General features: G+C 66.4%; 11 protein-coding genes. 7 read left to right on the top strand and 4 right to left on the bottom strand.

The window, feature by feature from the left end:
* The first annotated feature begins 2 nt into the window (after positions 1-2).
* The 3 genes from pseB (at position 3) to VGV37_RS30090 (ending at position 2,789) form a co-directional block, all read left to right on the top strand.
* On the top strand, positions 3-1,022 hold the full coding sequence (pseB, locus tag VGV37_RS30100; RefSeq protein WP_326883574.1) for a UDP-N-acetylglucosamine 4,6-dehydratase (inverting): 1,020 nt from the start codon (positions 3-5) through the stop codon (positions 1,020-1,022).
* Positions 1,019-2,269 carry a UDP-4-amino-4,6-dideoxy-N-acetyl-beta-L-altrosamine transaminase gene (gene pseC / locus VGV37_RS30095; RefSeq protein WP_326883573.1) on the top strand — a complete coding sequence of 417 codons (1,251 nt, stop codon included), beginning with the start codon at positions 1,019-1,021 and terminating at the stop codon, positions 2,267-2,269. Before pseB ends, pseC begins: the two co-directional genes overlap by 4 nt.
* Before the next feature lie 94 nt (positions 2,270-2,363).
* On the top strand, positions 2,364-2,789 hold the full coding sequence (locus tag VGV37_RS30090; protein WP_326883572.1) for a flagellar biosynthesis regulator FlaF: 426 nt from the start codon (positions 2,364-2,366) through the stop codon (positions 2,787-2,789).
* Here the strand turns inward: VGV37_RS30090 and VGV37_RS30085 are convergent.
* Positions 2,786-3,481: a formyltransferase family protein gene (locus VGV37_RS30085; protein WP_326883571.1), complete on the bottom strand. Its 696-nt coding sequence runs from the start codon at positions 3,479-3,481 to the stop codon at positions 2,786-2,788. The genes VGV37_RS30090 and VGV37_RS30085 overlap by 4 nt on opposite strands.
* Before the next feature lie 234 nt (positions 3,482-3,715).
* The gene (locus VGV37_RS30080; protein WP_326883570.1) at positions 3,716-4,060 is read right to left on the bottom strand and encodes a hypothetical protein; all 345 of its coding nucleotides are present in this window, start codon (positions 4,058-4,060) and stop codon (positions 3,716-3,718) included.
* Between the two features lie 358 nt (positions 4,061-4,418).
* Between VGV37_RS30080 and flhB the strand changes: the two genes are divergently transcribed.
* The 4 genes from flhB to VGV37_RS30060 all read left to right on the top strand — a co-directional run bounded on the left by flhB (position 4,419) and on the right by VGV37_RS30060 (position 9,366).
* Entirely contained in the window at positions 4,419-5,492 is a 1,074-nt protein-coding gene (gene flhB, locus VGV37_RS30075) for a flagellar biosynthesis protein FlhB (RefSeq protein WP_326883569.1), read from the top strand.
* A gap of 60 nt (positions 5,493-5,552) precedes the next feature.
* The gene (gene hrpB, locus VGV37_RS30070) at positions 5,553-8,033 is read left to right on the top strand and encodes an ATP-dependent helicase HrpB (protein WP_326883568.1); all 2,481 of its coding nucleotides are present in this window, start codon (positions 5,553-5,555) and stop codon (positions 8,031-8,033) included.
* A 157-nt stretch (positions 8,034-8,190) separates the two neighbouring features.
* Positions 8,191-8,892 (top strand): hypothetical protein, encoded by a 702-nt coding sequence (locus VGV37_RS30065; protein ID WP_326883567.1) that lies wholly within the window; start codon positions 8,191-8,193, stop codon positions 8,890-8,892.
* A gap of 156 nt (positions 8,893-9,048) precedes the next feature.
* Positions 9,049-9,366: a hypothetical protein gene (locus VGV37_RS30060; RefSeq protein ID WP_326883566.1), complete on the top strand. Its 318-nt coding sequence runs from the start codon at positions 9,049-9,051 to the stop codon at positions 9,364-9,366.
* A gap of 10 nt (positions 9,367-9,376) precedes the next feature.
* On the opposite strand, the gene VGV37_RS30055 is transcribed toward VGV37_RS30060, so the two are convergent.
* Positions 9,377-12,472 (bottom strand): efflux RND transporter permease subunit, encoded by a 3,096-nt coding sequence (locus VGV37_RS30055; protein WP_326883565.1) that lies wholly within the window; start codon positions 12,470-12,472, stop codon positions 9,377-9,379.
* A gap of 4 nt (positions 12,473-12,476) precedes the next feature.
* The coding region (locus VGV37_RS30050) for an efflux RND transporter permease subunit (RefSeq protein WP_326883564.1) at positions 12,477-12,734 on the bottom strand (258 nt) is incomplete at its 5' end.

The following is a 12,734-nucleotide window of genomic DNA, read 5'->3' as shown; positions in this document are numbered from 1 at the left end:
TGATGTCGGCATCGTCCGATCCGTATCGCGAATTCGATAACAAGTCGGTCCTGGTCACGGGTGGTACCGGTACGTTCGGCAAACGCTTCATCAAGAACCTGCTGACCCGTTCGAAGGTCCGCCGCGTGGTGATCTACTCGCGCGACGAATTCAAGCAATACGAGATGCAGCAGGAATTCAGCGCATCCGCCCCGCTGTTGCGCTTCTTCATCGGCGACGTCCGTGACGCCCAGCGCCTGCAGCTCGCGGCACGGGAAACCGACATCATCGTGCATTCGGCGGCGCTGAAGCAGGTTCCGGCTGCCGAATACAACCCCTTCGAATGCATCCGCACCAACATCATGGGGGCGGAGAACGTCGTTCATGCGGCGCTGAACAACGGTGTCGACAAGGTGCTGGCGCTGTCGACCGACAAGGCCGCCAACCCGATCAACCTGTACGGCGCCACCAAGCTCGCGTCCGACAAGATCTTCGTCGCGGCCAACAACCTGTCCGGCTCGATCGGCACCCGCTTCTCGGTCGTGCGCTACGGCAACGTGGTGGGCTCGCGCGGCAGCGTCATTCCGTTCTTCCGCCGGCTGATCGCCGAGGGCGCCAACCACCTGCCGATCACCGACGCTCGCATGACGCGGTTCTGGATCACGCTGCAGCAGGGCGTGGATTTCGTCTCCTCGTCCATCGCCATGATGCGCGGCGGCGAGATCTTCGTGCCCAAGATCCCGAGCATGCGCATGACCGACCTCGCGGCCTGCCTCGCCCCTCACCTGCCGATCAAGGAGATCGGCATCCGTCCGGGCGAGAAGTTGCACGAGGTCATGGTGACCGACGACGATTCGCGCATGACGCTGGAATTGCCCGACCGCTACATCATCGAGCCGGCCTTCAATTTCTGGCATCGCGAGACCTACCTGAAATCCGGCGCGAAATCGGTCGCGGAAGGCTTCCGCTATGCGTCTGACACCAACGACGACTGGCTGGACGGCGACCGGCTGACCCAATTGATGGCAGAGACGATCGCATGACCGGCACAGAACCGCGCGGCCCCTTCCTGCCATACGGCAGACAGGCGATCGACGAGTCCGACATCGCCGCGGTCGTCGAAGTGCTGAAGAGCGACTACCTGACGACCGGACCCAAGGTCGCGGCCTTCGAAGCGGCGCTGGCAACCAAGCTGGGCGCGCGTTTCGCCGTCAGCAATTCCAGCGGGACCGCCGCCCTGCACCTGGCCTGCCTCGCCCTGGCCCTGGGCCCCGGCGATGCGGCCATCGTGCCGTCGATCACCTTTCTCTCGACCGCGAACGCGGTCCGCATGGTCGGTGCCGCCGTCGTGTTCGCCGACGTCGACCCGGACAACGGCCTGATGCGGCCGGAAGACCTCGAAGACGCTTTTGCGCGCGCCCAGGCGGCGGGACTGAAGGTCCGCGCGGTGTTCCCGGTCCATCTGGCCGGCCAATGCGCCGACATGGCCAGCCTTTCGGCCATCGCCCGGCGGCATGATTGCGCCGTGGTCGAGGACGCCTGCCACGCGATCGGCGCCTATCATGCCTGTAGCGACGGGGCCGCCGCGGCGGTCGGCAGTTGCCGCCTGTCCGATATGGCGATCCTGTCGTTCCACCCGGTCAAGACCGTGGCGGCCGGCGAAGGCGGCGCGGTCACGACCAACGATCCCGACCTCGCCCGCCGGCTCGAACGGATGCGATCGCACGGGATGGTGCGCGATGCCGAGGATTTCGAGAATCCGGCGCTGGCCTTCGACGCAGCGGGCAAGGCGAATCCCTGGTATTATGAAATGCCGGAGATCGGCTGGAACTACCGGATGTCGGACATCCACGCGGCACTGGCCCTGAGCCAGATCGAGCGGCTGGACCGCTTCGTCGAGGAACGTCGCGCGCTGGCCCGACGGTATGACGAGCTGATCGGCGGCCTGGATGGCCGGATCCAGCCGATCCGGCGCAGCCGTTTCTCGATGCCGGCCTGGCATCTCTACTGCGTGCTGATCGATTTTGCGGACGCCGGCATCGAGCGCGCCGCGGTCATGAACCAGCTGCGTGCCGAAGGGATCGGGACCCAGGTCCATTACATCCCCGTGCACCGGCAGCCCTACTACAGCAGGCTCGATCCTGGGCTCGTGCTGCCCGGCGCCGAGGGATATTATGGACGCACCTTGTCGTTGCCCTTGTTCGTCGGCATGACCCCCGCCGATGTCAAGCGCGTGGTCGGCCGACTGAGCGAGGCGGTCGGCGACCGCGCGATCCGGGTGGCGTCATGATCGATCGAGAACGACGGCGCCGCCCGACGGCCCGGATCGCGGCGGCGGTACCGCCCGACTTCCTGCGCGACAAGGACTTGGTAGAGGATCGGCGATGAAGACCGGATACGCGAAACAGCAGACGATGGCGTTGGAACACGCCAGTCCGGAACAGACCTTGGCCTGGGGCCTGACCACGACCGCCCGGAAGATGGCGGCCGTCATGGCACCAGGGACGCCGCGCGAGACGGTGCTCGACGCCGTCCGGCTGAACTGGCGGCTGTGGACCATCATCCAGGCCGAACAGGCCGATCCTGACTGTCAGACACCCCGCAGCATTCGCGAGGGCCTGCTGAACCTGTCGAACTTCGTCGACAAGCGATCGGTCGACCTGCTGGCCGTGCCGACGGCGGAAAAGCTCGAAGTCCTGATCAACATCAACCGCAACATCGCGGCCGGCCTGCTCGGAACGGACCTCAGCCCGGAACAAAAGGCCGAGCGCGATCGCCAGGCCACGACCAGCGGCGACGTCAGCGCTTAAGTCTTTTCAACCGGCGACGGCGGGGCCTCGGGCGGGACCTCGTACTTGAACTCCCGGCCGTGCAGCATGATGCTCATGCGGCCGCCGGGCTGCTCGGCGAAAGCGAGCCGCCGACGCTCGAATTCCGCCTCGTCGATATCCGGCGTCACCCGGCACATCGCCTCGATGTCCGCCCGCCGCGTCTTGGTGCCGCTCCAGCGATCCGCCGATCGCGGCAACGGCCGATCGTCGTTGACCAGCCAGGGCGCCCAGCGCATCAGCAGTTGGATCGCCGCCTGATAGGCACGCATGCCATAGGCCGCCTGACCGCCGCCTTCGGTCATCTCGAACCATTGCACGTCGACGATCGGCCCTTCGTCCACGCGTGACGCCATTTCATGCAGGGTGGCGCCGAACCGTGGCGCCGCCCGATAGGCGCCCCAGCATTCCGGATGGCGCCCGGGAAAGCTGGGCGGCCCCGGATGGATGTTGTAGGAGGGGCCGGGCAGCAGCGCCAACAGCGCGGGCGGTACGATCGTGGCGGTGCAGAAGCCGAGCAGCCGGGTTCCCTCCGTGCCCGCCCGCACGGCCGCCTCGAGTTCCGCCCCCTGGTGAATCGCCTCGATGCGCGCTGCCGGCGCATGGCGGGCGAAGAAGGGGATGAGAACGCCCGCTTCGAACGAGCCGGTCAGCAGCAACAGACGCTGGGGCATGAACCACCTTCGTATCAAGCAGGCGGAACCGCAACCAGACCCACCAAGATCCCGCCATTAGAGCAAACGCGTACGGCGCCGGGAAGTCCCGAGCGCTGTCCGATCGTTCTATGATGAAGATCCCGGTCGGCGAGAGCATACTTCGAGTCGCATCGCGGCCGACCGGCAGGCGATGAGACAGCATCCGAGGCGGCTCAGCAGGCCGTCGAGCCTGCCGAAGATCAGCAGACCGTCTCAGGCAACCGCGTTGGCCGTGTCGGCCGGAACCGGACTCGTCGGCGTTTCGCCGGGAACCTGAACACGGGACTGGCTGATCTGGTAGAGCCTCAACTGCGACTTGGAAGGAATCTGATATTCCTCCTCGCCGTTCGAGCTGTTTCGATATTCGATGACGAGCTGGCTCGTCGCCGGATCGATTGAATCGGTCGGGCTCGGATAAAGGACGGACGCGTTGCCTTGCGTCGTCGACTGGCTTTTAGCCGTCTCATGCGTCGTGGCCGAATCGGTCGAGCTGTTAACGGGTTTTACCGATGACACGACCGCCGGCCCCGAGGTTGGCTGGACGGAAATGCTTGACATTTTGCAAACACTCCTCAGGGGGTACACCATAATACCTACCCGCCGATTTCTGTCAAGTGCAGATCATTGGTTAACTCGACGAGCTCTATCGACCGAGAGTCGCACCTGTTGGAACACTGAATATCGCGCTGGGCATTACCAGGTCAGATTTGCGTCAATTGATGACAAATGCTGCACCGACGCTTCGAAAGTTGGATTTTGAGTAGAATTTGATTCGTTAACGCCTCGCGTCCGTCAGTACTTCGCTCAACCTCCCGGAGTCATTCCGTCCTGGACTTACGATTTTATTAACCATGCCGATGGGATAGTGGTGCGCCACGCCAAGCCGAGGCATGCGGGCGTCCGGGCTGGAGAAGAGATGGCCGAAGACCAGGACTCGAGGACAGAAGATCCAACCGGTAAACGGGTGAGCCAGGCCCGCGGGCGTGGCCAGATCGCCATGTCCAAAGAGGCGACGACGCTCATCATCCTGCTGATGGCGACCTTCACCTGCTATTCCGTGCTGCCCTGGACGATGCGGCCGATGCTGATGCTGATGCGCCGGTTCGTCGAGCAGCCCGAACGGATCGTCGTCGGCACGGAACCGAACTTCGAAGCCCTGCTGAGCGAGATCGCAGGCGCACTCGCCTGGGCGCTGACGCCACCGCTGCTGCTCATGATCGTGGCCGCCGTCGTCGCGACCATGGCCCAGACCGGTTTCGTCTGGGCGACCGGCAAGTTCGACTTCAGTTTCAACTTCCTCAATCCACTGAACGGCATCGGCAAGATATTCTCGACCAAGCAGATGATCGAGTTCGGCAAAGGCCTGATCAAGGCAGCGATCGTCGGCGCGGTCGCCTTCACCTATGTCTCGCCCGAGCTGATGAAGATCGAGACCCTGACCGGCATGGACCCCCGGGCCATGACGCACGAGATGTTCGCCGTCCTGCTGCACCTGATGATCGGCGTGCTGCTGGCGATCGCCGCCATCGCGCTGTTCGATTATTTCTATCAGAAATGGTCGACCCTGCAGTCGCTCAAGATGACCAAGCAGGAGGTCAAGGACGAGCACAAGAACGCCGACGGCGACCCGCACATCAAGGGACGCATGCGCCAGATCCGCATGAGCCGGGCGCGCAAGCGCATGATGGCCTCGGTTCCGAAGGCGTCGGTCATCATCACCAATCCGACCCATTTCGCCGTCGCCCTGCAATACGAGATGGGCACCGCCGGCGCGCCGCGCGTCGTGGCCAAGGGCGTCGATTTCATGGCGAAGAAGATCCGCGACCTCGCGACCGAGCACGACGTGCCGATCATCGAGAACCCGCCACTCGCCCGCGCGCTCTACGCGACGGTCGAGATCGACGAGGAAATCCCGCCCGACCACTACAAGGCGGTCGCCGAAATCATCGGCTACGTCATGAAGCTGCGGAAGTTCAAGTACGCTTCGTGACGGGAAGCCCGCCCAAGGGCCCTTGACCGGGCGGCCGTTCGGCCCGATGACGCGTCAGCCATGACCGACCCTATCGATCTGTTGCCGCCCAGTCTGCCGATCCGCGCGGCGCTGCCTGCTCTGTTGGCGGCCCTCGCCCAGGGATCGAACGCCGTGCTGCAGGCGCCCCCCGGTGCCGGCAAGACCACCGGCGTTCCCTTGGCCCTGCTCCGGCGGCAATGGCTCGGCACCGCCAAGATCGTGATGCTGGAGCCACGCCGTCTCGCCGCCCGTGCCGCGGCCCGCCGGATGGCGGACCTGCTGGGCGAACCGGTCGGCGAGACGGTGGGCTATCGCGTGCGGCTGGACACCCGCGTTTCCAAACGCACGCGGATCGAGGTCGTGACCGATGGCGTCTTCACCCGCATGATCCAGGATGACCCGGGCCTCGACGGCATCGGCGCGGTGCTGTTCGACGAATTTCACGAGCGGCGGCTGGAAACCGACCTGGGCCTGGCGCTCAGCCTCGACGCCCAGGGCGGCCTCCGGCCCGAACTGCGATTGGTCGCGATGTCGGCGACGCTCGACGCCGGTCCGGTCGCGGCGCTGATGGGCGACGCGGCCGTCATCACCTCGGAGGGGCGCGCCTTCCCGGTCGAGATCCGCAACCTGCCCGCCCCTCCGCCCAACCGGTTGGCGGAGGCCGTGGCCGATGCGGTAGCGCAGGCCCTGGACGAACCGGGCGGCCTGCTGGTGTTCCTGCCCGGCGGCGGCGAAATCCGGCGGGTCGAGCGGCTGCTGCGCGGCCGGAACCTGCCGCCCGGGATCGACCTGCTGCCGCTCTACGGCGACCTCGATCCGGGCGGCCAGGACCGTGCGCTGGCTCCGTCGCCGCCGGGGCGCCGCAAGATCGTGCTCGCCACCTCGATCGCCGAGACCAGCCTGACCATCGACGGCGTGCGCCAAGTGGTCGATGCCGGCCTCGCACGCGGCGCGCGCTACGATCCGCGCACCGGCATGGTCCGGCTGGAGACGGGCCGGGTGTCCCAGGCCGGCGCCACCCAGCGCGCCGGTCGCGCCGGCCGGACCGAGCCAGGCATCGCCTGGCGGCTGTGGCCGGAGGCGCAGCATAGGGCGCTGGCGGTGCGCCCCGAGCCCGAGATCGCACTCGCCGACCTGGCGCCGCTCGCGCTCGAGCTGGCGCAATGGGGTCTCGCCGACACCGGCACGCTCCGCCTGCTGGATCCGCCGAACCCGGCCGCCTTCGCCACCGCGCGGCGCTTGCTGGCCCGGCTCGGGGCGCTGGATGAGGATGGTCGCCTGACCGGGCATGGCCGCCGCATGGCCGAGCTGGGCTTGGCCCCACGCCTCGCCCACATGGTGCTGGCCGCGGCCGACCAGGGCGCCGGCGTGCTCGCCACGGCGATCGCGGCCGCCCTGGGCGAACGCGACATCGCCGGCCGCGACGCCGACCTGCGCTCCCGCCTCGAGTTGATCGAACATCCGGCCGGCAATGATGCCGCGCGCCGGGCCCGCGAGATCGCCCGTCGCCTCGCCCGGCAGGTGGGCATGCCCTGGGGTCCGGTCGATCCCGCCGGTGCCGGCGCCGTGCTGGCCCTGGCATACCCGGATCGCATCGCCAAGCGCCGCCCGGAGGCGGGTCGTTTTCGCCTGTCGGGCGGTCAGGGCGCGTTCCTGCCCGAGGCGGACCCGCTGGCCGGCGCCGATTTCCTGGCGGTCGCCGATCTGGACGGCCAAGCGCCCGATGCCCGGATCTGGCTCGCCGCGCCGCTCAGCCAGGCCGAACTGGAGTTGGCGCTGGGGGACCGGGTCCGCACCGACGACGAAGTGGTGTTCGAGCCCGCGACCCGGTCGGTCCAGGCGCGCCGACGCCGACGCCTGGGCGCCCTGGTCCTGGGCGACGGTCCGCTCGCCAAGCCGCGACCGGAAGCGGTCGTAGCCGCTTTGATCGACGGCATCCGGCAAACCGGGCTCGACGTGCTGCCCTGGAGCGACGCGGCGGCGAATTTCCGCCATCGCATCGCATTCCTGGCGCGGATCGAGGGCGACGCTTGGCCTCCACTCGACGACGCGTCGCTTCTCGCCGGACTGGCGGAATGGCTCGGCCCTGCGCTCGATGGCAAGCGCAGCCTGGGCGAGTTGGCGGGCCTCGACCTCCTGGCGCTGCTGCGCGGCGGGTTCGACTGGAATCAGCTACAGACGCTCGACCGGCTGGCGCCGACCCACGTGACGGTCCCCTCCGGCTCGCGCGTCGCGATCGACTATGGCGAGGGCGACACCCCGGTCCTGGCAGTCAAGCTGCAGGAGATGTTCGGGCTGGCCCAGACCCCGACGATCGCCGATGGCCGGGTCCGGCTGAAGCTGCATCTCCTGTCGCCAGCGCGGCGTCCGATCCAGGTCACGAGCGATCTCGGCAGCTTCTGGGCCGGCTCTTACAAAGCCGTCCGCGCCGACCTGCGCGGCCGGTATCCACGCCATCCCTGGCCGGAGAACCCGCTCGAGGCGCTGCCGACGGCGCGAGCCAAGCCGCGGGGAACATGAACGACCTTCATCTGCAGCCTTGGCATCACTCCACCAAAACGGTAAAATGACGACAAAATGCTACCCTGAGAAGATGACCGCGGTTGCCGTCTTTTCGCAGGCGATGACCCGCATGCAAAGACCGGGGCCTAGGTGCTCGGCTTATGAGGAGTTTGCCATGGTGCTGCCCACCCCGTGCGACTTCAGAAACGACTTCATCCTTGGTGATCTGATTTACGGAACGACCTTCGATCGGGGCGACTACATCGATGCCGCGACGGACAAAGTCGACAACGACGGCGCCAAAGTCACCATCGATCGTCTGACGAGGCAGCTTGACGGTACGCTGCGTGGCTTCGGTAGCTATGCCACCCGACAAGTGACTGCGACTGAGATCGACGATCTGCCGCAGTCGGCGCAATCGTTTCTGACATATGCAAAGAAATTCACCACTCTCTGGGCGAAAATGCAGGGCCAGGGCGTCAGCAATTTTACCAAGAATGGCGTCGCCAAGGCGATGCCGGGCCTTGGCAACCAAAAGAAATGGTCGGACCCCTATATGCGCGCCAAGTGCAAAGCGGGGATCGGTTTCGTCCTGGATAGCGGGTTCACCGTCAGATTCGTGCTCGACTCGCTATGGAGCGCCCAGAGCATGGAGACGATTGCGCGCAAGGAATCGCATCAGCCCTGGCATACCGGCTCCGAATTGCGCTGGGTCTATCGCCACCGCACCCATGAAAAGGTTGCGGCGCGAGTGATCTTTTACCGCCAGGGTGCCCGGGTCGCAGCACCATGGACCGCCTTTTCACAAAGCTGGGCGCAATACGGCAACACTCGGCTCGATGACACGCATGTTCCGGAGGATTTCCGCAAAGACTAACAACCGGCCACAGATGTCGACCCCGACCGCAGCAAGGTGGCGGCCGCGCGACACCGGCGCAACAAACCACCTGTCGTCCCCGGAACCTCCTCGCAACCGGCGACTGCGGCGGCTAGACTCCGGGCAGTCGTTTCGTACCCCCGCCGGGAGCCCGCCTTGCGTCATCTCATGCCGATCCTGTTTGCGCCTGCCCTGATGCTTGCCGGCTGTGCGCCCTCGCCGCAAGAGGTGGCGCTGTCGTCGCAGCGGGCCGTCGCCACGACCGCGCCGCTGGTCGCCCGATGCAAGGTGGAATTCGTCAAGTCGTTGGGCGCCCTGCCGGTGACGTTCGCCGACGGCCCGTCGATCACCAATTTCGGCGATGCGATCTCGATCCGGCTCGAGGCGCAGCCGACCAATCCCAACATCATCGACGCCAAGATCTACAGCTGCGATTTCGAGAATGGCGAGATGACCCACCACGGTCCGGCCTGAGGCGAGTGAGTTACTCGGCCGGCGCCACCACGCCCGGCAGTCGGCGCGTGCGGCGGAAGCGCAGCCGGTCGATGAACAGATAGACCACCGGCGTGGTGTAGAGCGTCAACGCCTGGCTGACCAGCAGGCCGCCAATGATGGTGATGCCCAGCGGTTGTCGCAGTTCCGACCCGGCGCCATGGCCGAGCGCGATCGGCAGCGAGCCGAACACGGCGGCGAGCGTGGTCATGGTGATGGGACGGAAGCGCTGGCGTGCGGCACGCAGGATCGACTGCTCCGGCGTCAGCCCCTCGCGCCGTTCCGCGTCCAGCGCGAAATCCACCATCATGATGGCGTTCTTCTTGACCAGCCCGATCAGCAGGATGATGCCGATCAGGGCGATGATCGACAGGCTGGTGTTGGTGACGATCAGGGCCAGCAGCGCCCCCAGGCTGGCCGACGGAATGGTCGAGAGGATCGTAAAGGGATGGGCATAGCTCTCATACAGCATGCCCAGCACGACATAGACCGCGACCACAGCCCCGATCAGCAGCAGCGGCATGGAGTTGTTGGAATCCTGCGCGTCGCGGGCGTCGCCTTCGAACGAGCCGGTAACGCCTTCGGGAAACACCGCCTGGGCCTCGCTGCGCTTGATCGCAGCCATCGCGTCGCCGATCGTCACGTCCAGCTTGGTGTTGAACGAGATGGTGATGGCCGGGCTGGCATTCTGATGATTGAGCTGGACCGGTGCCGTGCCCGGTTGGGTCCGCACCAGGAAGCTCAACGGCACCTGCGACGAGTTGGTGCCCGGCACGAACAGATGGTTGAGCGACGCCGGCTCGCCCTGGAACTTCGGATCGACCTCCAGCACCACCTTGAACTGGTCGAGCGGGCCGTACATGGTCGCGACCTGCCGCTGGCCGAACGCGTTGTAGAGCGCATTGTCGATGGCACTCATGGTCACACCCAGCCGAGCCGCCCGCTCGCGATCGATCTTCAGGTCGATCTGCAGCCCCGCCTTGTCCTGGTCGGTGCTGACGTCGGCGATCTCGGGCAAGGCCTTCAGCCGGTCGCGCATGGTCGCGGCCCAATGCTCCAGCAACGTCAGATCGTTGGCATGCAGCGTGTACTGATAGCGCGCATTGCCCTGCCGGCCGCCGCCGCCGAAATCCTGCACCGGCGACAGGAAGCTCTGGATGCCGTCGACCTTGGCCAATTGCGGGCGCAGACGCTCGATGATCTGCTCGACACGGGGACGCCGGCCGGCATCGACCAGATTGACGCTGATGCTGCCGTTGTTCATCCCCTGGAAGCCGTTGGAACCGATGTTCGACGTGATGCTCTCGACCGCCGGATCCTGTTCGATGACCGAAACCACGGCACGCTGGCGGTCGCTCATCGCGGTAAAGGAAATGTCCGGGGGCGCGAGGGTTGCCCCCCGAATGACGCCGGTATCCTGGGTCGGCAAGGCACCCTTCGGCACCACGCCGAACAGCAGGATCGTGCCGACGGCGGCACCGACGGTGACACCCAGCATCAGCCAGCGATGGCCCAGCGCCCAGACCAGCGAGCGCATGTAGCCGTCGATCGTGTGCTCCAGCAGCCTCTCGCAGGCCCGGCCGAACGGGCCGTCGGCGGATTTGAGATTGCCGATCGACAGGAACCGCGCGCACATCATCGGCGTCAAGGTCAGCGACACGATCGCCGACATGAGGATCGCCGCGCACAGGGTCACGCCGAACTCGCGGAAGAACAGGCCGAAGATGCCGGGCATGAATAGCACCGGGATCAGCGCCGCGATCAGCGAGACGGTGATCGACACGATGGTGAAGCCCATCTGCCTCGACCCGCGGATCGCCGCCTCGACCGGCGGATGGCCCTCCTCGATCAGCCGCGTGATGTTCTCGATCATGACGATCGCATCGTCGACCACGAATCCCACCGCGACGATGAGCGCCATCAGAGACAGGTTGTCGAGGCTGTAGTGGCAGGCGTACATGACCGCGAAGGTGGCGAGCAGCGATACCGGGATCGTGACGCTGGGGATCATCGTCGCCCAGAAGCGCCGCAGGAACACCGCAATCACCAGCACGACCAGCCCGATCGTGACCAGCATGGTGAATTGCACGTCGGCGATCGCGGCACGGATCATGCGCGTGCGGTCGGCGGTCACGTGGACCTTGATCGACGGCGGCATCCAACGCTCGAGCAGCGGCAGCGCCGCCATGATGCGGTCGACGGTCGCGACGGTGTTCGCATCCGGCTTCTTGCGTACCTGGACCACGATGCCGCGCTCGTCGCCGAACCAGCCGGCGAGCCTGGTGTTGGCGACCCCGTCCGAGACCTTGGCCACGTCCTTCAGACGCACCGGCGCGCCGTTGCGCCAGGCGACGACGATCTTGCTCCAGTCCTCGGCAGTGAATAGCTGGTCGGTCGCCGTGATCATCAGCGCGCGGTCGTCGCCCTGGATGCTGCCCTTGGGTCCGTCGACGTTGGCCGACTGGATCGCCGTGCTGACGTCGCTGAGCGCCAGGCCCATGTTCGCGAGCGCGCTCGGATCGACCTCGACCCGCACGGCGCTCTTCTCCGCACCATTGATGTCGACCTCGGACACGCCTTCGAGCTGCGACAGCTTCTGGGACACGACGGTGTCGGCATAGTCGTAGACCTTGCCCGGCGGCAGGGTCTCGGACGTCAACGCCAAGGTCAGGATCGGAAAGGCGGCCGGGTTCGCCTTGAAGAAGGTCGGCAGCCGCGGCAGGTCCTGCGGCAGGTTCTGGACCGACGCGTTGATCGCCGCCTGCACGTCGCGGGCGGCATCGTCGACGTTCCGGCTGATGTCGAACTGCAGCATGATCATGCTGCTGCCGAGCGTATTGATCGAAGTGATCTGGGTCAGGCCGGAGATCGTACCGAGCTGGCGCTCGAGCGGCGTCGCCAGCGAGGCCGCCACCGTCTCCGGATCGGCGCCGGGCAGGCTGGCCGACACCCGGATGATCGGCAGGTCGACGTTGGGCAGCGCCGCCACGGCCAGCTGCCGATAGGCCACGATGCCCAGCAGCATCAGGCCGATCGACAGCAGGACGGTCGCGACCGGGCGCCGGATGAAGGGCTCGGAAATGCCCATCGCCCTATTCCGCCGCGTCCGGGTCGCGCACGGCGTTGAACGGCAGCGGGATCTGCCGCGGCTTGTCCGCCGCCTTGCGCCCGAACCGGCGGGCGACCACGACCCGCACGCGCTCGAAGAACAGATAGATCACCGGCGTGGTGTAGAGCGTCAGGAACTGCGAGACGATCAGGCCGCCGACGATGGCGATGCCGAGCGGCCGGCGCAGCTCCGATCCCGTTCCCGTGCCGATCGCCAGCGGCAGGGCGCCCAGCAGCGCCGC

The organism is Aliidongia sp., assembly GCF_035943795.1.
Classification (GTDB): Bacteria; Pseudomonadota; Alphaproteobacteria; order ATCC43930; family CGMCC-115725; genus Aliidongia.
This window is presented reverse-complemented; position numbering and strand designations above follow the sequence as displayed.